Origin of the sequence: Microbacterium sp. Cr-K32, from assembly GCF_000708345.1 — a bacterium.
Taxonomy (GTDB): domain Bacteria; phylum Actinomycetota; class Actinomycetes; order Actinomycetales; family Microbacteriaceae; genus Microbacterium; species Microbacterium maritypicum_A.
In genome coordinates, this window is the sequence record NZ_JARD01000028.1 from 288,453 (window position 1) to 311,076 (window position 22,624).

Consider the following 22,624-nt stretch of genomic DNA (forward strand, 5'->3'; position numbering starts at 1 on the left):
TGGAGTATTCAGTCGAAGCGCGATCGGGCCTGCTGCCGGCGGAACGCCGATGGCGCGACCCCCGTGCGCCGCCGGAAGAGTCGGGAGAAATAGGCCGCGTCCTCGTAGCCGATCTGCGCGGCGATCTGCCCCACATCGAGCCTGGTCTCCGCCAGGAGCGACTGGGCCTGCGCGATGCGCACCTCGATGACCAGATCGTTCACTGTGAGCCCGGTCGCGGAACGCACGGCATCCCCCAGCTCGCGCGCGGTGAGCCCGACGGCGGCTGCCCGCTCGGCGACCGAGAGGGTCCGGGTCGCGCCACGAGTGACGAGGTCGACGATGGTGGCACCGGCCGCCGCCCCTTCCGCCGGATCCGCGGCATCGAGGATGGCGAGCAGGAGCCGTTGCGTCGCGACCGATGCGGCGATCTCCGCCCGCGCCCCCACCGCGGCGACAGCCACGCAGAGCTCACGGAAGATCGCATCCGCGTCTTCGACCGGCCGGAGGAGTTTCTGCACGGGCCGGTGGCGCCCTCCCAGTCCGGTCGTCTCGAATGCCGCGAAGGGCTCGCCCTCGAACAGCACCCAGTGCTCCGACCACCCCCGGGCGTCGGAGCCGTATCCGTGGCGCACTCCGGGCGTGAGCCAGATCACCGCCGGGCCCTCCACCGGCACCTGCAGGCCGCGCGGCTCGTACTCCTCGTAGGTGCCGCGCCCCTCGGAGATGTAGACGAGGCCGCGGGTCGGGAGTGCCCGCTGACGGAAAGGCGGCTGCAGGCCCGCCTGTTCCCCGGCTCCATGGCACGAGATCAGGAATCGTCGCATCGCATGGCGCGGTGAGGCGTAGTGGGACCAGGAGGCCGTCGGCGTCATCGACGTCAGCCTACTGCCGCGCCCGCAGTCCACCCCGCGCATCGCTCCGGCAGCTCCCGCGCGTGGCTCACGGAAGAGCCCACGTCAAGTCCCTGGCCGGATCCCACCGTTCCGCGCAGGATACGGAGTGTCCGCATCGATTGGGAGCTCGACACATGACCTCATCCGCCCCGGCAACCGCCCCGGCATCCGCACCAGCCCTGGAATTCTCCGACAGAGGGCCGGTGAGCCGCGCCGTGATCGCGCATCTCACCGGCGCGGAAGACGCCGGCGACCACACCACCCTCGCCGAGGAGGTCGTCGCGGCGAGCGCCGACGTCGTCCGCGACGACGACGTCCAGCTCGCCCTGTTCGTGCTCTACGCCTCCGCCTACGGATCGCTCCCGCAGCTCGATCCCGATCGGGAGTGGGATCCCGCGCTCCTCGCGACCCGGCGCCTGCTCGAAGCGGCCTTCGAGGGCGAGCTGCGCGCGAAGGTGCCGATGCCTGACCTCCCGGAGCCGACGGTCGATGCCGTCGGTCGAGCGCTCTTCGCGCTCGCGGGCGCCGATTCCGGACCGAGTCTCTCGCGGTACTTCGCGAAGAAGGCCACCGAGGCGCAGGCACAGGAGATGCTCATCCAGCGTTCGGCCTACACACTGCGCGAGGCGGACCCGCACTCCTGGGCGATTCCTCGATTGGACGGACGCGCCAAGGCGGCGCTCGTCGAGATCCAGTCCGACGAATACGGCGGCGGACGCCCGCATCGCGTGCATGCCACCCTCTTCGCGCGAGCGATGCGTGCGGCCGGTCTCGATGACACCTACGGCGCATACATCGACGATCTGCCCGCCGTCACGCTCGCGTCACTCAACATGATGTCGATGTTCGGACTCAATCGCCGCCTGGTCGGTTCGATCGTCGGACACCTGGCCGCCTACGAGATGACCTCGTCGATTCCCTGCCGCCTGTACGCCGACGGTCTGCGCCGGCTGGGGTTCGCCCCCGATGTCACCGAGTACTTCGACGAGCACGTCGAGGCCGACGCGGTGCACGAGCAGATCGCCGCCCGAGACCTCGCCGGCAGCCTCGCCGAGGACCGCCCGGAGCTCCTGCCCGACATCATGTTCGGTGCCGCCGCCGGCCTCACGATGGACGGGTGGGGCGGGGCGCACATCCTGGAGTCCTGGTCCGCGGGTGCCTCATCCCTCCGCGAACGGACACCGTCGTGAGCGGCGAGGATCGCGCGACGATCACGCCGTACCCCGACGGCCCGCTGCTCGTGCGGGGTGAGATCGATCTGCGCACGGCCGACGGCGAGCGGATCGCACCGCACCGCCGCACGGTCGCACTGTGCCGCTGCGGCCTCTCGGCGCTCAAGCCCTTCTGCGACGGCACCCACAAGGCGGCGGGCTTCCGCACCGACGACTGAGGCTGCCTCCGCGGCTCGGCGCCGGCGCGTCACCGCGTCAAGAGCGGATCGATGCCCACCGCCAGGAACAGCACCGCGAGATAGACGATCGACGCGCGGAAGACGAGCATGGGGCGCAGGTCCGCACCGCGCCGGTCGCGCACGCGCATGCGGTACGCAGAGAAGAGGAAACCCGCGCCTGCGGCGAGTGCCGTCACCACGTACAGTCCGCTGACTTCGGCGACGAGCGGGAGGGCCAGCGAGCACACGACCGTCGCCACGGCGAACCCGATCACCCTGACGGCGACATAGGCCGGGGCGCGCGTCGCACCGAGCATCGGCACTCCCGCACGCCGGTAGTCGTCCCGGTACCGGATCGAGAGCGGCCAGTAGTGCGCCGGAGTCCAGAAGAAGACCACGAGGAACAGCACGACGGCCGGCCATTCGATGCCGCCTCGCACCGCGCTCCAGCCGACGAGCACGGGAACGCACCCCGCGACACCGCCCCAGACCACGTTCTGCTCGGTGCGACGCTTCAGCAGTACCGTGTAGAACGCCACGTAGAGCACGAGTCCCGCTGTCGAGAGCGCAGCGGGCAACGGACCGACCAGGGTCAGCATCCACACGACGGAGCCTGCGGCGAGCACCCACGCGAAGGTCAGCCCAGCCCGCGGTGAGACGATGCCGGTGACCAGCGGACGCTGAGCCGTCCGTTCCATCAGCGCGTCGCTCTCCCGCTCGATGTACATGTTGAACGCACCGGCGGACCCGGCACTCAGCGCCCCGCCGATGAGCACCGCCGCCATCAGACCCAGATCGGGCAGGCCATCGGCAGCGAACACCATGACCGGGATCGTGGTGATGAGGAGGAGCTCGAGGATGCGGGGCTTGGTGAGTTCGACGTACGCGCGCAGGGTCTGCAGCACGCGCGTTCAGCCCTCGGGCCAGTAGTAGCTGTCCGGGAGCGCGCGGGCTCCGAAGATCGCCTGCCCCACGCGCACGCAGGTCGCCCCCTCTTCGACGGCGATCTCGTAGTCGCCCGACATGCCCATCGACAGCTCGCCCGCACCGATCAGGTCGGGGGCGTCTTCTCTGGCCTGATCTCGCAGCGTGCGCAGCAGGGAGAAGCACTCACGTACGCGGGTGTCGTCGGGGGTGAGGATGGCGAGCGTCATCAGGCCCCGCACCCGCAGCGTCCCGTAGGAGGGAAGCGCCTCCAGGAATGCCGGGAGCTCTTCGGGGGGCATCCCGAACTTCGAGTCCTCGGCCGAGGTGTTCACCTGCACGAAGACGTCGAGGCTGCGACCCGCGGCCTGGAGACGCCGATCGAGCGCCTCGGCGACGCGCAGCCGGTCGAGAGCCTGGAACTCCGCAGCGAATGCGGCGACGTCTCTCGCCTTGTTGGTCTGCAGGTGTCCGATGATCGACCACGACACATCGAGGTCGGCGGTCTCGCCGTTCTTGCGCACCGCCTCCTGCACCTTGTTCTCGCCCAGCAGGCGCATACCCGACTGGATCGCGACCCGGACGCGATCGGTCGGAACGGTCTTGCTCACCGGCAGCAGCGTCACCTCGTCCGGGTCACGGCCCGCTCGGTGCGCCGCCGCGGCGATGCGTGCTTCCACGCCCGCGAGGTTGCGCCGGAAGTCCTCGACGGTGAACGCCGTGGGATAGCGGTCGTCGGAGCCGACCGGTGCTTCCATTTTTGACATAGGTCAAACTGTAACATAGTCTTAGGCCGATTCGACCGGGCGAGGCCCTTCGCTCGGCACCGCTCACCCAAGGAGCCGCCATGCCCTCGTCTCTCGTCCTCCCCGACGCGTCCGCCGCGCCTTCCCTCCTGACCGAGGTGCCCGGCCCGCGCAGCCGGTCGATCCACGAACGTCGCACGAGAACGGTCGCGCGCGGTGTCGGGAGCATTCTGCCGGTGTACATCGCGCACGCCGAGGGTCCCTGGGTGACCGATGTCGACGGCAACCGCTTCCTCGACCTGGGCAGTGGCATCGGCGTCACCACCATCGGGCACGGCAATCCGGCCGCGATCGCCGCCGCCGCCGCACAGCTCGAGCAGGTGACGCACACCCTCTTCACGGTGACCCCCTATGAGGGCTACGTGCGACTGGCGGAGCGCCTCGCCGAGAAGACGCCGGGCGACCATGAGAAGCGCTCGGTGTTCGTGAACTCCGGCGCGGAGGCCGTCGAGAACGCGGTCAAGATCGCTCGTCGATACACCGGTCGCCGCGCGGTCGCCGCCCTCGACCACGCCTTCCACGGGCGCACCAACCTCACACTCGCGATGAACCACAAGGCCGCGTACGGCACCGGGTTCGGGCCCTTCGCCCCCGACATCCACCGCGTGCCCAACTCGTACCCCTACCGCGATGGACTCACCGGCGCGCAGGCGGCGCAGCGGACGATCGCCCACCTCGAACAGCGCATCGGCACCGCCGACCTCGCCGCTCTGATCGCCGAACCCATCCAGGGCGAGGGCGGATTCGTGGTTCCTGCAGACGGATATCTCCCCGCCTTGCAGGAATGGTGCACGCGCAACGGCGTGGTGTTCATCGCCGATGAGATCCAGACGGGGCTCGGCCGCACGGGCACCTGGTTCGCGAGCGAGCACTTCGGCGTGATCCCCGATCTCGTGCTCACGGCGAAGGGCATCGCGGCCGGACTCCCGCTCGCCGGCGTCACCGGTCGCGCCGAGATCATGGATGCGCCCGACCCGGGTGGGCTCGGGGGCACCTTCGGCGGCAACCCGGTCTCCATCGCCGCCGCCCTCTCGGTCTTCGACGAGCTCGACCGCGGCGACTTCTTCGCGGAGGCTCTGCGCATCGGCGCACGCCTCCAGGACCATCTCGCCGCCCTGGCCTCCCGCCACCCGTTGATCGGAGACGTCCGCGGGATCGGCGCGATGTACGCGTTCGAGCTGAGCGACCCCGACACGTCGCTGCCGGCAGCCGGGGCCGCGTCGGCGATCGCGGCCTACGCGGCCCAGCACGGCATCCTGCTGCTGACCGCGGGCAGCGACTCGAACGTCATCCGATTCCTGCCGACGCTCACGACCACCGACGATCAGATCGACATCGCCATGGACGTGATCGACCGCGCCCTGACGACGCTCGGCTGACGCTCTACCGGCACGTCAGTCGACCCCGCCGGCGGTGTCGACCACGAGGACGCCGTCCCGCCACCGAACCGCGCGGAGGTCTGCGACCACCACGTCGGGATCGCCGTCGGCCGATCCTGCTCCGACGCCGACGACGAATCCGGCACCCGCCGCGCGAGCCGAGCGGATCCCCGGGACCGAGTCCTCGAACACGATGCAGTCCTCGGCAGCACGCGCCAGCCGGTAGGCGCCGAGGAGGTACGGGTCGGGTTCCGGCTTGCCGCGAGGCACGTCCTCCGCCGCAACCAGGGTCGGAGGCCGTGGCACGTGGGAGCTCTGCAACCGGGCCAGCGCCACGGCGCGATTGCTGCTCGTCACGACCGCCCAGACATCACGCGGCAACGACCCCACGAGGCGTGCGGCACCGGGGATCACTCTCGTATGCACGGCCGCCTCGATCTCGAGGGCGACCAGTTCTGCAGTCGCGGCGGCCGCGGCATCCGGGCCCACCAGACCCGCGACGACTTCACTCGGCCTCATGCCATGCGGCGCATCCCGGAGGAAGTCGAACGACGGGGCGTGCCGACGCGCCCAGGCCTCCCAGGCGGGAGCCGCCGACGCGACCGAATCCACCAGGACGCCATCGCAGTCGAACAGCACGCCGGCGCGTTCGAACTCCCAGGAATCTCCGCTTCGCACATGTGATAATTTTGGCATAGGCCAAAACTATCATCGGCACGGGGGGACCGCGCCACGGAGGGGACCACCATGCCAACGAGGATCGCCGTCAACGGGCTCGGCCGGATCGGCCGCAACCAGCTCCGCCTGCTGCTCGCCCGCCGCTCGGAGCTCGAGCTCGTCGCGGTGAACGATCCGCGCGGGCCCCGTGCTCTCGCCGAGCTGCTGCAGCGAGACGGTCACAGCGGTCCGTCGACCCGCGGCGTGCGGTTCGACGACAAGCACCTCTTCCTCAACGGCCACGCGATCCGCATGTTCACGGAACGCGATCCGCTGCGGCTTCCGTGGGCGGCACTGGGGATCGACATCGTGATCGAGTCCACGGGGGCCGAGACCCGGTCCGACGACGCGAGGAAGCATCTGACCGCAGGGGCCAGGAAGGTGATCATGACCGTTCCCACCGCGGGCGACGACGGCACGTTCATGCGCGGGGTCAACGAGCACACCTACGACCCGACCCGGCACCACGTCATCTCCAGCGCCTCCTGCACGACGAACTGCCTCGCCCCCGTGGCGAAGGTCTTCCATGAGGCTTTCGGCATCGACGCCGGCCTCATGACGACGATCCACGCCGACTCGACAGACCTTCTCCTGCAGGACATCCCGCACTCCGATCCACGATCCGCCGGAGGGAAGGGCACGAAGATCTCCGCCGGCGACACCGGGGCGGCGCTGGCCATCGGACGCGTGATCCCCGAACTCGAGGGCCGTCTCGACGGCTTCGCCCTGCGCGTCCCGGCGATCAGCGGTTCCATCACGCATCTCACGGTCACCGCTTCCCGTCCGGTCACGGTCGACGAGGTCAGAGCCGCTTATGAGACCGCCGCCGACGGCCCGCTGAAGGGCATCCTGCGCTGCGCCGACGACGAGATCGCCATCGCCGACACCGTCATCGATCCGCATTCGTCGATCCTCGATGCCGGGCTGATCCGGGTGATCGGGTCGCAGGTGAAGATCTCCGCCTGGTACGACGACGAGTGGGGGTACTCGCACCGTCTCACCGAGCTCGCCGAATACGTCGCAGAAAGGCTGCCCGCATGACGAACGCCACCCCGTGGGAGCGCACCGCGCTCGCCTTCCGGCACGTGCACTTCGAAGACCTGGGAAACATCGAACCGCTCCTGCGCGAACGCGGGTATCGCGTGCAGTACGTCGACCTCGGGATCGAGGCCATCGACATCGAGCGGGTGGATGACGCCGATCTCCTGGTCGTCTTGGGGGGTCCGATCGGCGTGCACGACGCCGACGGCTATCCGATGCTGCATGCGTCGAAGGAGGCCGTCTCCCATCGACTCCGCTCCGGGCGGCCTCTGCTGGGGATCTGTCTCGGCGCGCAGCTGATCGCCGAGGCGCTGGGTGCCGAGGTGCGCCCGACAGGTGCGGTCGAGATCGGCTATGCACCGCTCGACCTCACCACGGAGGGCCTCGATTCGCCGTTGCGTCCGCTCGACGGCATGCCGGTGCTGCACTGGCACGGCGACGCCTTCACGATTCCCCCGAACGCCCGCCATCTCGCCTCTACGCCCGAGTTCCCGAACCAGGCTTTCAGCACGGACGCCGTGCTCGCCCTGCAGTTCCACCTCGAGGCCGACCACCGCACGATCGGTCGCTGGCTGATCGGCCACGCGCACGAGCTGCACCACAACGGCATCGATCCGCGCATCATCCGCGAGGATGCCAGAGCCTACGGACCGAAGCTCGAGAAGGCGGCTCGTTCCACCATCGCCGCCTGGTTGGATGCGGTCGAGAAGCCGACTTCCCCCGCCTGACGCCGCCGCCTACGGGCGCGCAGCACACGCAGAAGCCGACCGTGCACGCAGAAGGGGCCGGGTCCGCACGGACCCGGCCCCTTCTGCGTGGCGGCGTTCAGCTCGCGCGACGCAGCGCCACGCTCGGGAAGTCGATCGGGACATCTAGAGCGATGTTCACGTAGTTCGTGAACAGATTCAGCGCGACCTGTGCGATCGTCTCGACGATCTGCTCGTCGGTCCAGCCCTGCGCGCGCACGGCGTCGACGTCCGCCGAGGACACCTGGCCGCGTTCCTCGACGAGCTTCAGCGCGAAGGCGAGCAGTGCCGCCGTGCGCGGGTCGTCGGACTCGCCGCTCTGCGCGGCGGTGAGCGTCTCGCGGCTGAGACCGGCCTTCTTGCCGAGGGCGGTGTGCGCTGCGAGGCAGTACTGGCACGAGTTCCGGTCGGCGACGGCGACGGCGATCTGCTCGCCGAGCGCCGCGCCGAGGGATCCTCCGCCGAAGGCACCGAATGCGCTCCACATGCTCGTGAGAGCAGCAGGAGAATTGGCGACGGCGCGGAACATGGCCGGCACGGCTCCGAAAGCGCCGGCGATCTGGTCGAGCTGCTCCTTGACGTTTCCGGTGGCGTTGTCGCGGTCGATGAGAGGGACGTTGGGCACGGGATGCTCCTTCGATGACGGGATGGGCCCGGATCCGGGCTCACTTCAGTCTTTCGAAACATATCGGACGATACGCACCAAAGAGTCTTGCTTTCATGACATATCGTCCACGATACTGAAGGTATGCCCGCCGTCGACCGCCTCTCTCCCCTGCTCGAACGCTTCCGCGTGCGGACCCGGCTGTTCCACAACGGCCCCCTCTGCGGAACGACGGTCTTTCCGGCGAGCGGCGGCCACGGCTTCCTGCACGTCCTGCGCCGCGGCGAGATGGAGGTGACGCACCGCCGTGCGGACGGCAGCTCAGAGCGCGAGGTCATCACCCGACCGAGCCTGCTGTTCTTCCCCCGCCCGATCGACCACTCCTTCCTCAACGCACCGACCGATGAATCCGACTTCGCCTGCGCGACGCTCGACTTCGACGGCGGCGCCACGCACCCGCTGGTGCGCACTCTGCCGTCGTCGATCGTCCTGCCGCTCGACGAGGTCGAGACGCTCAGCCCCGCACTCGACCTGATGTTCTCCGAGGTCGACAACGTGCGGTGCGGTCGCCCCCTGGTGGCGGATCGCATGTTCGAGGTCGTGCTCATCCAGTTGTTGCGGTGGATGCTCGATCACGCCGAACGACTCGACCTCCCGCCAGGCTTGATACCCGGCCTCGCCGACGAGCGGCTCGCCCCCGCACTGGTCGCGATGCACGAGGCCCCAGGAGAGTCCTGGAGCCTGGAGGCCCTCGCCCGCACCGCCACGATGTCGCGAAGCGCATTCGCCGCCCGCTTCAAAGAGGTGCTCGGGCGCTCCCCCGGCGACTATCTCACGGAGTGGCGGCTCACGATCGCCCAGGAGCAACTGCGCGCGGGCGTGTCCGTGAGCACCGTGGCGGCGGAACTGGGCTACGCCAGCTCATCGGCGTTCTCGCGGGTGTTCGCTCAGCGCATCGGGCACTCGCCTCGAGCGTGGCTGACGCTCGCCGCGTGATGATCGACCGTGACAGGTCCGTGTGACGGAACCGATCAGCGACCGGCCGCGAGCACCGCTCGGAGCCCATCGATCACCCGTTCGAGATCGGCGGACGAGAGTGAGGGATGAACCGGGATGGAGAGCACTTCCTGCGCTGCCCGCTCGGTCTCCGGCAACTCCGCTTCCGGGGCGAACCTCTGCAGGGACGGCAGCCGATGGTTCGGGATCGGGTAGTAGACGCCTGCGCCGACCCCATGCTCGTCCCGCAGGGCATCACGCACACGATCCCGCTCGCCGTCGGCGATGCGGACGGTGTACTGGTGGTAGACGTGCTCGGCTTCGGGAGCGACCGGAGGCACGGTGAGACCGGGGAGGCCGGCGAGCTCGGCATCCAGCAGGGCGGCGTTCCGCTGTCGCTGCCGCGTCCACTCTCCCACCTTGCGCAACTGCACACGCCCCACCGCAGCATGTACCTCGCTCATGCGGTTGTTGTACCCGACGATCTCGTTCGCGTACTGCGTCTCCATCCCCTGATTGCGCAGCAGGCGGACGGTCCTGGCGAGATCGTCCCGAGCACACGAGACGATGCCGCCCTCGATGGCGGTCATGTTCTTGGTGGGGTACAGGCTGAACATCCCGAACGCACCGATGGTTCCCGCCGGACGTCCGCGCCAGGCGGCTCCGTGCGCCTGCGCGGCATCCTCGTAGATGGCGAGTCCGTGCTCTGCCGCCAGCGCTTCGATGCCATCGACGAGGAAGGGGTGCCCGTACAGGTGCACGGGCATGATCCCCTTCGTCCTCGGGGTGATCGCCGCCCGCACCCGTTCGGGGTCGAGGGTGAAGTGCGCCGGCTCGATGTCGGCGAAGACCGGAGTCGCCCCAGCGAGGACGACGGAGTTGGCGACGGCCGCGAAGGTGAAGGAGGGGACGATCACCTCATCCCCCGGACCCACGCCTGCGGCGATGAGCCCGAGCAGCTGACCGCTCGTGCCGGAGTTGACGGCGACCGCCGTCCGTCCGTCGAGGAACTGCGCGGAGAACTCGGCTTCGAAGGCTGCGACTTCCGCCCCCTGGGCGAGCATGCCGCTGCGGAGCACGCGTTCGACGGCGGCGACCTCGTCATCGCCGATGATCGGCTTGGCGGCGGGAATGAATGCGCTGTCCATCGTGGAAGCCCTTCGTCGGCGGCGGCTCGCATGAGCCCGGTTGAGGTGGAGGCAGGAATCGAACCTGCGTGCACGGTCTTGCGGACCGCGACCTGGCCACTCGGTCACTCCACCGGGTCGGATGTGCTCAGCGTCCCGGCGGCGAGTACCCGTTCAGGAACGTTCCGAGCCGACGGAGCGCGTCGGTGAGCACTTCGGCCTCCGGAAGGAAAGCGATCCGGAGGTGGTCGGGCGTCTGCAGGTTGAAGGCCCTGCCGTGTACGAGGAGGATCCGCTCGGCGTCGAGGAAGTCGAGCACCAGCTGCTCGTCGTCTTCGATGCCGTGCACCTCGGGATCCAGTCGCGGGAAGAGGTAGAGCCCCCCACCCGCCGGCTGCGTATCGACCCCGGGAATCGCCTCGAGCGCTTCGAGGGCCGCATCCCGTTGCCGCGTCAGCCGGCCGCCGGGCGCCACCAGAGCGTCGAGCGAGTCGTCGTGGGTCAGGGCCGCGGTGATCGCGTGCTGGGCCGGCACCGACGCGCACATGCGCATCGAGGCGAGCAGACGCACCCCGGAGAGGAAGGGATCGTCGCGGTGGAACCCCGTCGTCGTCATCCATGCCGCACGGTAGCCCGCGACACGGTGGGTCTTGGACAGCCCGGCGAACGTGACGCACGGAACGTCGGGGGCGATCTGCGCCATGGACACATGCGCGTATCCCGGAAAGACGACCCGGTCGTAGATCTCGTCCGAGAGCAGCAGGAGGCCGTGGCGCCGCGCGAGCTCGGCGATCCGCTCGAGGACCGTACGCGTGTAGACCGCACCGGTCGGATTGTTCGGGTTGATCACCACGATGGCCGCGGTTCGCGGACCGATCGCCGCCTCCATCGCGGCGAGGTCGGGCGTCCATCCTTCGGCCTCGAGGCACGGATAGTGCACCGCTCGCCCTCCGGCCAGCACGGTCGACGCCGTCCATAAGGGGTAGTCAGGGCTCGGGATGAGCACTTCGTCGCCCGGCTCGAGCAGCGCCTGCAGCGTCAGCCCCACGAGCTCCGAGACGCCGTTCCCCACGGTGATGTCGTCGATCCCCAGTGCGGGAAATCCGGGGCGCAGCGCGTAATGCGCTCCGATCGCTTCGCGGGTCTCGGGAAGACCGGCCGACTCGGAGTAGCCGTGCGCCTGAGGCAACGCCGAGCGGAGAGCCTCGACGATGGCCGGCGGGGCGTCGAAGCCGAACGGGGCGGGGTTGCCGATGTTGAGACGGAGGATGGACTCTCCGCGCTTCTCCAATTCGGCCGCGCGCTCGGCAACCGGTCCGCGCAGGTCGTACAGGACGCCTTCCAACCGCGAGGAGCGTCCGATCCGATGATCGGCCCTCTCCGGCCGGGACGGGGTCACGCCTCCACCCCCGCCGCGCTCGAGCCCCCGGCGACCCCGACGAGGTCGTCGACGAGGCGCTGCATCTCCGCGTCGTCGAGCGTGTGCACGGTCAGGCGAAGCTGGGTGGAGCCCTGCGAGCTGCCGGGATCGAGCGCGAACTCGGAGCCGGGGCGCACGAGCCACCCGCGCGAAGCGAGGCGACGGCTGATCTCCGTCGCATCGTCGCGGACGTCGACCCACACGTTGAGCCCGCTGTCCGCCTGCGCATGCATCCCCTGTTCGACGAGCATCGACACGAAGAGGCGGTTGCGCCCCGCATAGTGCGCGCCCGCCTCGATGATGAGCTCCCGGGTCTCGTCATCGCGCAGCATCGTGGCGGCGAGCCGCTGCATCACATGGCTCACCCACATGGTTCCGGGGCTCAGGCGCAGCGCCAGACGCTGAGCGGTCACGCGATCGGATGCCGTCACCGCGAGGCGCATGTCGGGCCCGAGGAACTTCGACACCGAGCGGACCAGCGCCCACCGCTGCTGCGTGGGGGCGATGATGCTCTCGTAGGGCGTGGGTGCGAGCATCGAGAAATGGTCGTCTTCGATGACGAGCACGTGCGGATGATCGGCGAGGACCTCGCGGAGCTCTCGTGCGCGTGCAGGACTGGTGCCGACACCGGTCGGGTTGTGGGCACGCGGCGTGCAGACGATCGCGCGCGCGCCGCTCTCGAGGGCCGCACGCAGGCCGGCGACGGTCATCCCTTCGCGATCGACGGGGATGGTGACCGGCACGTATCCGGCGAGACGCGCGGTGTGGATGCTGGAGAGGAAGCACGGGTCTTCGAGCCCGACGCGGTCGCCCTGCACCAGGGTCTGGGCCAAGAGGCGCTCGACGGCATCGACCGCCCCGGCGGTGATCGACAGGCGGAACGGACGCGGATGGTCGGCCGCGATCCACTCGGTCGCCCATTCGGCGAGGTCGGCGTCGATGACGGACTCACCGTAGAGCACGTGGCCGGGCGTGACAGCGGCGAAGGCGGCTGCGAGGTCGGGAAGGTGGGCGGGATCGGGATTGCCGCTGCCGAGATCACGCAGCACCGAGCCGGGGGTGAATCCCTCGTCGGGGTTCTGCGCCGGCCCGAGCACCGTGGTTCCGGTGCGGCCACCCGTGGCGGCGATGCGCGCGGTGACCAGCGAACGATAGGCCGCCAGCACCGTGTTCCTGTTCACGCCGAGGCGAGCGGCGAGGGATCTGACCGACGGCAGCTGGTCTCCCGGAGCGTATGCGCCCCGCTCGACGAGGTCGCGCACGCTCTCGGAGATCTCCGCCGCGGTCGACCCGACGATGCCATCTTCGACGTCTTCGCGATCGGGTGCCTGGGCCATGGTTCGACCGTAGGCGATCTTTTGACCTATGTCAAAAGATCCGCATGGTCTGCTTCGACTTCGGGGTGCGCACGTCGGAGGCACCGGGCACGATGGGGGCATGACCGACGGCTACGAATCGGACTTCCTCGGGAAACGGCTCCCCCTCCCCTGTCCCGAACGCGAGATGCGTTCGCTCCCGTATCCGCGATTCACGGTGCTGCTCGACCCCGAGCGGCGTCTCGCGGCGGTCACGGCGGTGAACATCGACGGCGCCACGCTGCAGGACCTGCCGCGCACCGGCGACTGGCGACTCGACGACCGCCTCCCGGCCGACGAGCAGACGGGACCCGAGGTGTACACGCGGAACGACCTCGACCGCGGGCACCTCGTGCGGCGACGAGACCCGGGATGGGGACCGACGCAGACCGCGCGCGCCGCCAGCGAGGCGACCTTCTTCTATCCCAACGCTGCACCGCAGGCTGCGGGATTCAACCAGTCGAAGGAACTGTGGCTCGGCCTCGAAGACCACGTGCTCGCTTACGCCGAGAGCACCGATCAGCGCCTGTCGGTGTTCACCGCCCCGGTGCTCGCCGAGAGCGATCCTCCCTACCGAGGCATCCGCGTGCCCCTCCGCTTCTGGAAGGTCGCCGCGTGGCAGGGACCGGATGGCCTCGCCGCCGCGGGCTTCGTGCTCGATCAGTCCGACCTCGTCGACATGCGGGATGAGACGCTCGCCGTCCCCCCGCTCGGCGCCTTCCGCACGTTCCAGGTGCCGATCGCCGACATCGCCGCACTCACCGGCATCGACCTCGGAGCACTGGTCGAGGCGGACACGCTCCCGCGACCGGGAGCGCGGGAGTCCGGATGGCGGACTCTCGACACCGCGGGCGACATCGTGCTGTGATCCGGGAGCGATCGCGCCACACTGGACCGATGGAGTACAGCGGAGTGGTCCCGACCGATGCCCCCGACCCGAGCATCGAGTCCGATGCCCGATTGCAGAGCCTCCCCTTCCCGGTATTCGAGCTGAAGCCGCAGCGCGCTCTCACGCGACTCCCCGTGGCCGGCTTCATGGAGATCTCCGGCGCAGCGGGCCGCGACGAGGTTTCGGCATCGTTCAGCTACACGCTGTGGCGGCACCCCGACGACCATGCCGATCCCCGCAACGAGATCGAGCTGGACGAACCCACACGGCGCTCCCTCACGGAAGAGCCGCCCTGGGGTCGTCCGGCCTGGCTGATCGCGCAGGTGCAGGCCCTCCGGTACCCGATGCTGTGGGAGGCGGTGCGGACGACCTGGCATGCATCGCCCGGCCGGGAGGGGGCCTCTCTCGCCGAGCAGCTCGCCGCGCACACCGACCACATCCTGCGCAACCGCTTCCGCGGCGAGCTCGGCCTCTCGACCGACCCCCGTGCCGACGCCGACGGGACCGGGAAGACCACGGCCGCCTCGGCATCGGACGCCTCGGTCGAGGTCGACGGCGAGGAGCATCCCGCGCTGTGCGTCGACACCGACCCGTTCGTCTACAGCATCGGCTTCCGGGTCGACGAGCACGTCGTGTGCACCGCGGTGATCCCGCGGGACGCTCTCGCCCTCATCGACCTCGCCCTCACGCGCTTGTCGACGCCGCCTCAGACTCCGGCGCGCACCGACTCCAGCGACGGGTAGTCGCTGTATCCCTCGGCGGTCCGGCCGTAGAACAGTTCGGGACGCGGGTCGTTGAGCTCGGCTCCCTGGATCCAGCGCTCGACCAGGTCGGGATTCGCGATCACGGGACGACCGGCGGCGACGGCGTCCGCCCGTCCGTCGGCGACGAGCGACTCGGCCTCATCCTTGGTCGTCTCCGCCGCGAAGCCGGTGTTGACGATCAGGGGCGCACCCGCCGTGCGACGGATGTGCTGCACGAGCTCTCCGGCGGGGTCGGCGTTGAGCACGTCGATGAACGCGAGGCCGAGCGGCGCGAGACCCTCGGCGAGGGCCGTGTAGGTCGCGCGGACATCCGCATCGTCCTCCTCCAGCACACCCTGGATGTTGTGCTGCGGCGACAGGCGGATGCCGGTGCGGTCGGCTCCGACAGCACCGGCGACGGCCGCGGTGACCTCGATCGCGAAGCGCGCGCGGTTCTCGGGCGATCCGCCGTACGAGTCCTCGCGGATGTTCGACACCGGCGAGAGGAACTCGTGCACGAGGTACCCGTTCGCGCCGTGCACCTCGACACCGTCGAAGCCGGCGGCGATCGCGTTGCGGGCGGCCTGCGCGAACTGCTCGACGACCTCGGGGATCTCGTCGAGGGTGAGCGCATGAGCAACCGGCAGATCGGCCTTGCCCTCGGGCGTGCGCGTCTGCCCGGGTGCCGCGAGCGCACTCGGACCGACGACTCGCGCCTCGCCCGAGATGGCGGGGTGCCCCACACGGCCACCGTGCATCAGCTGCATGACGATCGTTCCCCCCGCGTCATGGACGGCTGCGGTGATCGGCTTCCACCCCTCGATCTGCCCGGGCGTCACGATGCCCGGCTGCCCGGGGTACGACTTGCCTTCGGCGACCGGCCACGTGCCCTCGGAGATGATGAGCCCCTGCCCCGCACGCTGCCGGTAGTACTCCTCCATCGTCGCGGTCGGGACACCGTCGTCATCCGCACGGGTGCGGGTGAGAGGCGCCATGACGACGCGGTTGGACAGCTGCAGGGCGCCGAAGACGGCGGGCTCGTAGAGATTCACAGTGGGAGGTAAGGCGCGAGGGGATCAGCGTATTCCCGGTCGGCGTTTCGCTCCGCCGGACGAGGTCGGTCGTCTCCCTCAGCCGCCGAGGCCGGCGAGCAGATCGGCGAAGTGGTCGAGATCGGCCGCGGTCCAGTTGCGCAGCCGCTCGCCGATGCGCCCCTCATAGCGCGAACGGGCGAGCGCCACCCGCTCCTGCGCCAGGTCGGTCGCCACGAGCACACGGGCCCTGCGGTCTTCCGGGTCCGGCACGCTCTCCACGAGTCCGAGCTGTTCGAGCTGTCGCACCTGGCGGCTCACCGCCGACTTGTCGGTCTGCAGCCGTTCGATGATCGCTCCGGCCGAAGTCGCCTTTCCCGTCGCTATGGAGGTCAGCACCTGATAGCCGAGGGGCTGCAGATCGGGATGCACGGTCGCTGCGGCCTCACGCCAGCCGATGCGGATCCGCGCGAAGAGTCGACCCAGTTCCTGCTCGACCCTGGTGACGGCCTGGTCGAGGTCGGCGTCGCCCAGCAGGTCGGTCGCGGCAGCGGATGCACGGGTCTCGCCAGGGGCCCCCGCGGCATCATCGGCGGCTTCATCGGCAGGGGCGTCGGAGGAGGCGCTCATGCTCGCCAGTGTACGGCGAAGCCCCGCCGTCGATCGTGACGGCGGGGCTTCGGGTCAGACCTCGGCCAGCAGCCGGAAGGCCTTGGACGCCGCCCGGATCTCTTCGGGAGTCAGCTCATCGATCACGGCCTGGAGACGGGTGCCGTAGTCGCGGCGGACCGCGGCGAGCGCATCACAGGCCGTGGCGGTCACGCTCAGCACCCGCAGCCGACCGTCGCGCTCGTCGGGGCGGGACTCGAGGAGACCGAGCTCTTCCAGCATCCGCACCTGACGGCTGATGACCGACTTGTCCATCTCGAACCGCTCGGCGATCTCGTGCGCGTTGGCCGTTCCCGCCCTGTCGATGAAGGTCAGCAGTTTGTAGCCGGCCACCTGCAGCTCCGGGTGGACCCGGGCTGCGGATTCCTTCCACAGCGACCGGGTCCTCGCGAAGATGAGGTTCAGATGCGCCTGGAGGTCACCGAGCGCACTGTCGACATCCGACGCCGCGACCGCTGCCGAGGCCATGACCTCAGCGCTCCCCGTCCCGGTCTTCGCGGGCAACGTCATCACGGGCACGATCGTCGCGCTCGAGAACGCGGACCGCACCGGTCGCGGGGGCGCTGCCGGCACCCTCGATCCGGATGGTTCCGGTGGAGAGCGAGGCTCCGACCTCCGCCTCGGAGACCTCGATCACCGATTCCTCAGCCTGCTCGAGCATCTGCTCGGCGGCGTTCTTGGTCGACAGCGGCTTGTTCTTGATGAACGCGATCGCGATGATCGCGATCACCGCGAGCGGGATCGCGATGATGAAGGAATCGGCGATGCCGTGACCGTATGCTCCTTCGACGATCGTGCGGATCGTGTCGGGCAGCTGACCGACCTTGGGGACGTCACCCGAGGCGAGGTGCTTGAGCGCGTCGATCTCGGCGGGTGTCGACGGGACGAAGCCGTCGAGCGCATCGGTGATGTAGTTCGCGACGCTGGTGGACAGCAGCGAACCCATCACGGTGACGCCGATGGTGCCGGCGATCGTGCGGAAGAAGTTCACGTTCGACGAGGCGGCGCCCAGTTGCTGCGGAGCAGTGTCGTTCTGCACGATCAGCGTGAGGTTCTGCATGACCATGCCGAGGCCGGCGCCGAGCACGAACATGTAGACGGCGACGAGCGGGAACGGGGTGTCGTAGCGGAGCGTGGCCATCAGGCTGACGCCGGCGGTCGCGAGGACCGACCCGGTCAGCATCCAGCCCTTCCACTTGCCGAAGCGGCTCACGAGCTGGCCGATGATGATCGACGCCCCCATCTGGCCGATGATCATCGGGATGGTCATGAGGCCGGACTCGGTGGGCGTGGCGCCACGGGCGAGCTGGAAGTACTGCGCGAGGAACACCGACGTCGCGAACATCGAGACGCCGATCGCGATCGAGGCGATGACCGACAGGGTGAAGGTGCGGTTGCGGAACAGCGACATCGGGACGATCGGTTCCTTGACGAAGAACTCGACCGTGATGAACGCGGCGATCGCGACGGCGGCGGTGACGATCAGCATGATGCTCGTCGAGGAGTCCCAGTCGAACTGGTTGCCGCCCATCGAGACCCAGATCAGGAGGGTCGAGACGCCGACCGCGAGGAGCACGATGCCGAAGTAGTCGATCGAGACCTTGGTGTCGCGCTGGGGCTTCGGCAGGTGCAGGGTGAACTGCAGGAGCACCAGGGCGAGGATCGCGAACGGCACGCCGACGAAGAAGTTGGAGCGCCAGCCCCACACGTCGGTGAGGAGTCCGCCGAGCAGCGGGCCGCCGATGGTGCCGAGGGCCATGATGCCGCCGACGACGCCCATGTACTTCCCGCGCTCACGCGGGGAGATGATGAGGGCCACGGCGATCATGACCAGCGACATCAGGCCGCCGACGCCGATGCCCTGGATGACGCGGACCGCGATGAGCATGTTCGTGTCGGTCGAGAAGCCGGCGATCACGGTGCCGACCGTGAAGAGGATGAGGGAGATCTGGACGAGCACCTTGCGGTCGACGAGGTCGGCGAGCTTGCCCCAGATCGGGGTCGAGACGGCGGTGGCCAGAAGGCTCGCGGTGATGACCCAGGTGTACTGGGACTGCGTGCCGCCGAGGTCGGCGATGATGACCGGCATCGAGGTCGACACCACGGTGCCCGAGAGCACGGCGACGAACATGCCGACGACGAGTCCGGAGATCGCGGTGAAGACCTCGCGAGCCGACCGGGTCGTCTCGGGGGGTGCGGATGGGGTGTGTGTCACGGGGTAACGCTCCTGCGTAGAAAGTTGATCGAGGTCAACCATACGCCTTTAGTTGCCAAAGCGCAACTAAAGGCGTATGTGCTCGCGTCGTGCTTCTGCTCGGCGGAACCGAGCGGTACCGTGTCAGCGTGTCGACTGATTCCAGGAGCGGACGGGCGCCCGGCGCCCCGGCCTCTCTCGACGCGGCCATCGGGGACGTCGACTGGACCGTGCCTCCCGCCGGATCGACGAGTTCGTGGTTCCGTGCCCCCAGCGGCGAGTTGTCCGTGATCTCGCTGGGCGCACCCGAGCGTCCGCGCGTGGTCCTGGTGCCCGGGGCCACCGGCTCCAAGGAGGACTTCGCCCTGATGCTGCCGCTGCTGGCCGAGGCGGGGTACTTCGTGCAGTCGTTCGACCTCGCCGGGCAGTACGAGTCGCACGCGGCCGGCGCGGACTCCGCCTACACGTACGAGCTGTTCATCGCCGACCTGGTCGCATTCCTCGACGCGGGCGCGCCGGCGCATCTGCTCGGGTACTCGTTCGCCGGCACCGTCGCACAGCTGGTCGCCGTCCGTCGCCCCGACCTCGTGCTCTCCCTCACGCTCCTGACCACTCCTCCCGGTTCCGGCAACGTGTTCGCGAGCATGAAGTGGCTGGGACCCCTCGCCCCGATCGCGAGTCCTCGTCGCGGCGCCGGCCTCATGATCTGGGGGATCGTGACGAACAAGAACCGGGTGCCCCCACGGCGGCTCGAGTTCGTCCGCTCGCGGTTCGCGCTCACGAGCAGACGCAGCGTCGATGAGATCGTCGGCCTGATGATGGCCGCTCCCGATCTGCGCAGCCGCGTGCGGGGATTGCCGATGCCCAAGCTCGTCGTCGCGGGATCGCACGACCTGTGGCCGCTCGCCGCCCACGAACGGTATGCACGCGAGATCGGCGCGGAGTTCCGGGCGTACCCGACGGGACACAGCCCGAGCGAGACCACACCGCACCAGCTGACCGCCGACCTGCTCGATCTCTACGCGCGGGCTCGCGACTGACCCGCCTCCGGCGTCACCGACCGGCTGCGGACCTATCGGCCTCGCGCCGAGCCCGGCGCCGCTGATGCAGAGGCTCCGGCGACAGATGCAACCGCACCGTGGGCAGCACGTAGCTCAACCGCCGTCGCAGAGACGCCCAGTCCTGGAACGGTCGCGCCGACACCTCGACCACGAGGCCCCGATCGCGCAGCACCGTCATCTCCGGACGCACATGGAACGACAGGTCGAAGTCGTCGTGGATGTTCGTCGCCTCCCGATGCACCTCTCCGCTCAGCACCCGCCAGACGGAGGCACGCATCGCCATGTTCGATCCATAGAGGGGTGCGTGCCCGAGGACCGGAGCCATCGAGGCGTACATGCCGCCGATGTACAGGTGCGTCCCCATCCAATGCACCAGAGGCGTCGAACCGTAGAAGCGCGGTTCGCCGGTGACGAAGTCGACGTCGGGGCGGTCGCGGAAGGTGCGCTCGATCCGCTCCACCCAATCCGGCCCCGGGCGGGAATCGGCGTCGAGCCGGGCGATGATGTCGCTCGTCGCTGCGTCGTAACCGGCCGCCGATGCGCGCGGGATGCCCGGGACCGGCTCGGTGACGACCCGTGCCCCGAACCCCTCGGCGACGGCGACCGTGTCGTCGCTGCTGCCGTTGTCGACGATGACGATCTCATCGGCGATCCGGGTCTGATGCTCGAGTGCCCGCAGACACACCTCCAGCAGGCGGGCATCGTTCCGCACCGGGATCACCACGGACACGGAACGAGAGAAGGCGGTCGTCATCGTCCCCCTCCTTGGGCTGGTCGGCACTCAGACACAGTCTCCACCGTGCGCGGCCCCCGGGCGCGATTGAGCCAGGATGGTCGGATGATCCGTGTTGTCCTTTTCGACCTCGATGGCGTGATCCGGCACTTCGATCCGCAGAGCGTCGTCGACATCGAATACCGGCACGAGCTGGCGGCGGGAGTCATCGAGAGCGTCGCCTTCACCGCCCCGTTGGTCGACGATGTCACGACCGGGCGGATGAACCGAGCGGAATGGCTGCGTCGGATCGGTGAGCGGATCGGAGATGTCGATGCCGCTGAGGAGTGGGGTGCACAGACCCCGACCGTCGACGAGTCGGTGCTGGAACTCTCCGACGACATCCGGCATGCCGGCCTCCGCACCGCGGTCTTGACGAACGGCACGGACACGATCCCCGCTGAGGTCGCGGCACACGGCATCGCGACCAGGTTCGACGCGTTCTTCAACTCTGCCGACATCGGATATGCGAAACCCGACGCCCGCGCGTTCCAGCATGTCCTCGATGCGCTCGGAGTCAGGGCGGAGGAGGTCTTCTTCACCGACGATTCCGCGTCGAAACTCGCAGGAGCGCATCGTCTGTCCATGCTCACCCACCAGTACGAGGGCGTCGAGGCCCTCCGCACCCGACTGATCGAGGTGGGAGTGGACATCCCCGCCGCGGGAAGAATCGCCCTATGACGGATTCTTCGCGGCACTGATCGAGGCCAACGTCTGCTCCGCGGCAGGCATGCGTACTCAGTACACGGTCCCCATCGCCTCCCGCACCTCGTCGAGGGTCGCGTCGGCGATGCCACGGGCACGCTCGTTCCCCCGGCGGAGCACGGAGCGTACGAGGTCGGGATCAGCGGCGAAAGCTCGGCGGCGCTCCCGCAGGGGAGCGAGGAACTCGTTCACAGCGGTGGCGGCGAGCGACTTCAACGCGCTGCTGCCGCCGTCGCCGATGCGATCCGCCAGCTCCTCGGGAGAGACGTCCAGGCACAGAGCGGCCGTCGTCAGAAGCGCCGAGATGCCGGGGCGATGCTGCGGGTCGAAGGTGATCCGCCGATCCTGATCGGTCCGTGTGCGACGGATCGCCGCGACGGTCTCGTCCGGTGTCATCGACAGCGCGATCGCGTTGCCGTAGCTCTTCGACATCTTCCGGCCGTCGAGCCCCGGCACCTCCGGGGTCGCGGTGATCAGCGCCTCCGGAACCGGGAAGATCGCGCCGTACCGGTCGTTGAACCGCCGAGCGATCACCCGCGTCATCTCCACATGCGGCAGGTTGTCCTTCCCCACCGGCACGAGGTTGCCCTTGCAGAAGAGGATGTCGGCGGCCTGATGCACCGGGTAGGTCAGCAGCAGCCCGCTGAGCGCCCGCCCCGACGCCTCGAGCTCCGATTTGACCGTCGGGTTCCGGTGCAGCTCCGCCTCGGTGACGAGGCTGAGGAACGGCAGCAGCAGCTGGTTCAGCGCCGGAACCGACGAGTGGGTGAAGATCGTCGTCCGCTGCGGGTCGATCCCCGCGGCGAGGTAGTCGAGGACCGCACCGTACACGTTGTCGCGCACGTGCGCCGTCGTGTCGCGATCGGTGATGACCTGGTAGTCGGCGAGCACGAGGAACGTCTCGACCCCGGCATCCTGCAGCCGCACGCGCTCCCGGATGGTGCCGAAGAAATGTCCGAGGTGGAGCGCCCCGGTCGGGCGCTCCCCCGTGAGCACGCGGAACCTCTCCGGGTGCCCGGCCACGGCGTCGGCGACCTCCGTCGATCGCTGCGCGGTCGCGGTGAACGAATCCATCTGTCTCTCCCTGCGTCGGGAGCCGCACGGAGTTCTCGGGTGCTGTCACGAACTGCCGCGCAGCCCGTGATCATGCTTCAACCGGCTGCTATCGCAGCCACCACCA

Annotated in this window: 24 protein-coding genes and 1 tRNA gene; 10 read left to right on the forward strand and 15 right to left on the reverse strand. The window is 69.2% G+C overall.

Translation table 11 applies throughout. The features are described from left to right. Window positions 1-8: 8 nt before the first annotated feature. Window positions 9-854: a helix-turn-helix domain-containing protein gene (locus GZ64_RS0115845; protein ID WP_051668096.1), complete on the reverse strand. Its 846-nt coding sequence runs from the start codon at window positions 852-854 to the stop codon at window positions 9-11. 155 nt (window positions 855-1,009) lie between these two features. On the opposite strand from GZ64_RS0115845, the gene GZ64_RS0115850 reads away from it, so the two are divergent. After that, window positions 1,010-2,065 carry an iron-containing redox enzyme family protein gene (locus GZ64_RS0115850; protein ID WP_136025437.1) on the forward strand — a complete coding sequence of 352 codons (1,056 nt, stop codon included), beginning with the start codon at window positions 1,010-1,012 and terminating at the stop codon, window positions 2,063-2,065. Continuing rightward, window positions 2,062-2,265, forward strand: a complete 204-nt coding sequence (locus GZ64_RS0115855) for a CDGSH iron-sulfur domain-containing protein (protein WP_021201241.1) — start codon at window positions 2,062-2,064, stop codon at window positions 2,263-2,265. The genes GZ64_RS0115850 and GZ64_RS0115855 overlap by 4 nt, the downstream gene beginning before the upstream one ends. A gap of 29 nt (window positions 2,266-2,294) precedes the next feature. Here GZ64_RS0115855 and GZ64_RS0115860 read toward each other — a convergent pair whose 3' ends face one another. Then, window positions 2,295-3,170 carry a heme o synthase gene (locus GZ64_RS0115860; RefSeq protein WP_029267545.1) on the reverse strand — a complete coding sequence of 292 codons (876 nt, stop codon included), beginning with the start codon at window positions 3,168-3,170 and terminating at the stop codon, window positions 2,295-2,297. Window positions 3,171-3,176: 6 nt separating this feature from the next. Then, window positions 3,177-3,956: a YggS family pyridoxal phosphate-dependent enzyme gene (locus GZ64_RS0115865; protein WP_051668098.1), complete on the reverse strand. Its 780-nt coding sequence runs from the start codon at window positions 3,954-3,956 to the stop codon at window positions 3,177-3,179. 80 nt (window positions 3,957-4,036) lie between these two features. Between GZ64_RS0115865 and gabT the strand changes: the two genes are divergently transcribed. After that, window positions 4,037-5,374, forward strand: coding sequence for a 4-aminobutyrate--2-oxoglutarate transaminase (gabT, locus tag GZ64_RS0115870; RefSeq protein WP_021201244.1), 1,338 nt, complete (start codon window positions 4,037-4,039; stop codon window positions 5,372-5,374). A gap of 15 nt (window positions 5,375-5,389) precedes the next feature. Here gabT and GZ64_RS0115875 read toward each other — a convergent pair whose 3' ends face one another. Continuing rightward, the gene (locus tag GZ64_RS0115875) at window positions 5,390-6,052 is read right to left on the reverse strand and encodes an HAD-IA family hydrolase (protein ID WP_197020538.1); all 663 of its coding nucleotides are present in this window, start codon (window positions 6,050-6,052) and stop codon (window positions 5,390-5,392) included. A gap of 69 nt (window positions 6,053-6,121) precedes the next feature. On the opposite strand from GZ64_RS0115875, the gene GZ64_RS0115880 reads away from it, so the two are divergent. Both GZ64_RS0115880 and GZ64_RS0115885 read left to right on the forward strand, forming a co-directional pair. Then, window positions 6,122-7,132 carry a type I glyceraldehyde-3-phosphate dehydrogenase gene (locus GZ64_RS0115880; RefSeq protein ID WP_029267551.1) on the forward strand — a complete coding sequence of 337 codons (1,011 nt, stop codon included), beginning with the start codon at window positions 6,122-6,124 and terminating at the stop codon, window positions 7,130-7,132. After that, on the forward strand, window positions 7,129-7,860 hold the full coding sequence (locus tag GZ64_RS0115885; RefSeq protein ID WP_021201247.1) for a glutamine amidotransferase: 732 nt from the start codon (window positions 7,129-7,131) through the stop codon (window positions 7,858-7,860). Before GZ64_RS0115880 ends, GZ64_RS0115885 begins: the two co-directional genes overlap by 4 nt. Before the next feature lie 97 nt (window positions 7,861-7,957). Here the strand turns inward: GZ64_RS0115885 and GZ64_RS0115890 are convergent, their stop codons facing one another. Continuing rightward, entirely contained in the window at window positions 7,958-8,503 is a 546-nt protein-coding gene (locus tag GZ64_RS0115890) for a carboxymuconolactone decarboxylase family protein (protein WP_021201248.1), read from the reverse strand. A 123-nt stretch (window positions 8,504-8,626) separates the two neighbouring features. On the opposite strand from GZ64_RS0115890, the gene GZ64_RS0115895 reads away from it, so the two are divergent. Further along, window positions 8,627-9,478 carry an AraC family transcriptional regulator gene (locus GZ64_RS0115895; RefSeq protein WP_021201249.1) on the forward strand — a complete coding sequence of 284 codons (852 nt, stop codon included), beginning with the start codon at window positions 8,627-8,629 and terminating at the stop codon, window positions 9,476-9,478. Between the two features lie 35 nt (window positions 9,479-9,513). Here GZ64_RS0115895 and GZ64_RS0115900 read toward each other — a convergent pair whose 3' ends face one another. The 4 genes from GZ64_RS0115900 to GZ64_RS0115915 all read right to left on the reverse strand — a co-directional run bounded on the left by GZ64_RS0115900 (window position 9,514) and on the right by GZ64_RS0115915 (window position 13,362). Beyond that, window positions 9,514-10,626: a DegT/DnrJ/EryC1/StrS family aminotransferase gene (locus tag GZ64_RS0115900; protein ID WP_029259940.1), complete on the reverse strand. Its 1,113-nt coding sequence runs from the start codon at window positions 10,624-10,626 to the stop codon at window positions 9,514-9,516. A 43-nt stretch (window positions 10,627-10,669) separates the two neighbouring features. Then, window positions 10,670-10,740, reverse strand: a tRNA-Cys gene (locus tag GZ64_RS0115905). Window positions 10,741-10,753: 13 nt separating this feature from the next. Beyond that, a complete protein-coding gene (locus GZ64_RS0115910) occupies window positions 10,754-12,004 on the reverse strand; it encodes a pyridoxal phosphate-dependent aminotransferase (protein ID WP_051668101.1) in 1,251 nt (416 codons plus the stop codon). Next, window positions 12,001-13,362, reverse strand: coding sequence for an aminotransferase class I/II-fold pyridoxal phosphate-dependent enzyme (locus GZ64_RS0115915; RefSeq protein WP_051668103.1), 1,362 nt, complete (start codon window positions 13,360-13,362; stop codon window positions 12,001-12,003). The genes GZ64_RS0115910 and GZ64_RS0115915 overlap by 4 nt, the downstream gene beginning before the upstream one ends. Before the next feature lie 100 nt (window positions 13,363-13,462). Here GZ64_RS0115915 and GZ64_RS0115920 point away from each other — a divergent pair, with 100 nt between their 5' ends. After that, entirely contained in the window at window positions 13,463-14,248 is a 786-nt protein-coding gene (locus GZ64_RS0115920; RefSeq protein ID WP_029259937.1) for a DNA/RNA non-specific endonuclease, read from the forward strand. A gap of 29 nt (window positions 14,249-14,277) precedes the next feature. Further along, a complete protein-coding gene (locus GZ64_RS0115925; protein ID WP_051668106.1) occupies window positions 14,278-15,012 on the forward strand; it encodes a hypothetical protein in 735 nt (244 codons plus the stop codon). Here the strand turns inward: GZ64_RS0115925 and GZ64_RS0115930 are convergent. The 4 genes from GZ64_RS0115930 to GZ64_RS0115945 form a co-directional block, all read right to left on the reverse strand. Continuing rightward, window positions 14,976-16,064 carry an alkene reductase gene (locus GZ64_RS0115930; RefSeq protein ID WP_029267556.1) on the reverse strand — a complete coding sequence of 363 codons (1,089 nt, stop codon included), beginning with the start codon at window positions 16,062-16,064 and terminating at the stop codon, window positions 14,976-14,978. The two genes, GZ64_RS0115925 and GZ64_RS0115930, sit on opposite strands and share 37 nt — an antisense overlap. A gap of 78 nt (window positions 16,065-16,142) precedes the next feature. After that, on the reverse strand, window positions 16,143-16,673 hold the full coding sequence (locus GZ64_RS0115935) for a MarR family winged helix-turn-helix transcriptional regulator (protein ID WP_029267558.1): 531 nt from the start codon (window positions 16,671-16,673) through the stop codon (window positions 16,143-16,145). Between the two features lie 54 nt (window positions 16,674-16,727). Continuing rightward, entirely contained in the window at window positions 16,728-17,222 is a 495-nt protein-coding gene (locus GZ64_RS0115940) for a MarR family winged helix-turn-helix transcriptional regulator (protein ID WP_231479914.1), read from the reverse strand. Continuing rightward, window positions 17,185-18,927 carry an MDR family MFS transporter gene (locus GZ64_RS0115945; RefSeq protein WP_029267562.1) on the reverse strand — a complete coding sequence of 581 codons (1,743 nt, stop codon included), beginning with the start codon at window positions 18,925-18,927 and terminating at the stop codon, window positions 17,185-17,187. The genes GZ64_RS0115940 and GZ64_RS0115945 overlap by 38 nt, the downstream gene beginning before the upstream one ends. A gap of 128 nt (window positions 18,928-19,055) precedes the next feature. Here GZ64_RS0115945 and GZ64_RS0115950 point away from each other — a divergent pair, with 128 nt between their 5' ends. Beyond that, entirely contained in the window at window positions 19,056-19,946 is an 891-nt protein-coding gene (locus tag GZ64_RS0115950; protein ID WP_029267564.1) for an alpha/beta fold hydrolase, read from the forward strand. 13 nt (window positions 19,947-19,959) lie between these two features. On the opposite strand, the gene GZ64_RS0115955 is transcribed toward GZ64_RS0115950, so the two are convergent. Further along, window positions 19,960-20,721: a glycosyltransferase family 2 protein gene (locus GZ64_RS0115955; protein WP_029267566.1), complete on the reverse strand. Its 762-nt coding sequence runs from the start codon at window positions 20,719-20,721 to the stop codon at window positions 19,960-19,962. A gap of 84 nt (window positions 20,722-20,805) precedes the next feature. On the opposite strand from GZ64_RS0115955, the gene GZ64_RS0115960 reads away from it, so the two are divergent. Next, window positions 20,806-21,420, forward strand: a complete 615-nt coding sequence (locus GZ64_RS0115960) for an HAD-IA family hydrolase (RefSeq protein ID WP_029267568.1) — start codon at window positions 20,806-20,808, stop codon at window positions 21,418-21,420. 57 nt (window positions 21,421-21,477) lie between these two features. Here the strand turns inward: GZ64_RS0115960 and trpS are convergent, their stop codons facing one another. Continuing rightward, window positions 21,478-22,518 carry a tryptophan--tRNA ligase gene (gene trpS, locus GZ64_RS0115965; protein ID WP_029267570.1) on the reverse strand — a complete coding sequence of 347 codons (1,041 nt, stop codon included), beginning with the start codon at window positions 22,516-22,518 and terminating at the stop codon, window positions 21,478-21,480. Window positions 22,519-22,624: the final 106 nt, after the last annotated feature.

Excerpts from the sequence above, each read along its gene's own strand:
- GZ64_RS0115845 (WP_051668096.1), bottom strand. The coding sequence starts at position 854 with ATGACGCCGACGGCCTCCTGGTCCCACTACGCCTCACCGCGCCATGCG.
- GZ64_RS0115920 (WP_029259937.1), top strand. The coding sequence starts at position 13,463 with ATGACCGACGGCTACGAATCGGACTTCCTCGGGAAACGGCTCCCCCTC.
- GZ64_RS0115925 (WP_051668106.1), top strand. The coding sequence starts at position 14,278 with ATGGAGTACAGCGGAGTGGTCCCGACCGATGCCCCCGACCCGAGCATC.
- GZ64_RS0115940 (WP_231479914.1), bottom strand. The coding sequence starts at position 17,222 with ATGACGTTGCCCGCGAAGACCGGGACGGGGAGCGCTGAGGTCATGGCC.
- trpS (WP_029267570.1), bottom strand. The coding sequence starts at position 22,518 with ATGGATTCGTTCACCGCGACCGCGCAGCGATCGACGGAGGTCGCCGAC.
- GZ64_RS0115900 (WP_029259940.1), bottom strand. The coding sequence starts at position 10,626 with ATGGACAGCGCATTCATTCCCGCCGCCAAGCCGATCATCGGCGATGAC.
- GZ64_RS0115960 (WP_029267568.1), top strand. The coding sequence starts at position 20,806 with ATGATCCGTGTTGTCCTTTTCGACCTCGATGGCGTGATCCGGCACTTC.
- gabT (WP_021201244.1), top strand. The coding sequence starts at position 4,037 with ATGCCCTCGTCTCTCGTCCTCCCCGACGCGTCCGCCGCGCCTTCCCTC.
- GZ64_RS0115865 (WP_051668098.1), bottom strand. The coding sequence starts at position 3,956 with ATGTCAAAAATGGAAGCACCGGTCGGCTCCGACGACCGCTATCCCACG.
- GZ64_RS0115850 (WP_136025437.1), top strand. The coding sequence starts at position 1,010 with ATGACCTCATCCGCCCCGGCAACCGCCCCGGCATCCGCACCAGCCCTG.
- GZ64_RS0115935 (WP_029267558.1), bottom strand. The coding sequence starts at position 16,673 with ATGAGCGCCTCCTCCGACGCCCCTGCCGATGAAGCCGCCGATGATGCC.
- GZ64_RS0115955 (WP_029267566.1), bottom strand. The coding sequence starts at position 20,721 with ATGACGACCGCCTTCTCTCGTTCCGTGTCCGTGGTGATCCCGGTGCGG.
- GZ64_RS0115880 (WP_029267551.1), top strand. The coding sequence starts at position 6,122 with ATGCCAACGAGGATCGCCGTCAACGGGCTCGGCCGGATCGGCCGCAAC.
- GZ64_RS0115915 (WP_051668103.1), bottom strand. The coding sequence starts at position 13,362 with ATGGCCCAGGCACCCGATCGCGAAGACGTCGAAGATGGCATCGTCGGG.
- GZ64_RS0115885 (WP_021201247.1), top strand. The coding sequence starts at position 7,129 with ATGACGAACGCCACCCCGTGGGAGCGCACCGCGCTCGCCTTCCGGCAC.
- GZ64_RS0115895 (WP_021201249.1), top strand. The coding sequence starts at position 8,627 with ATGCCCGCCGTCGACCGCCTCTCTCCCCTGCTCGAACGCTTCCGCGTG.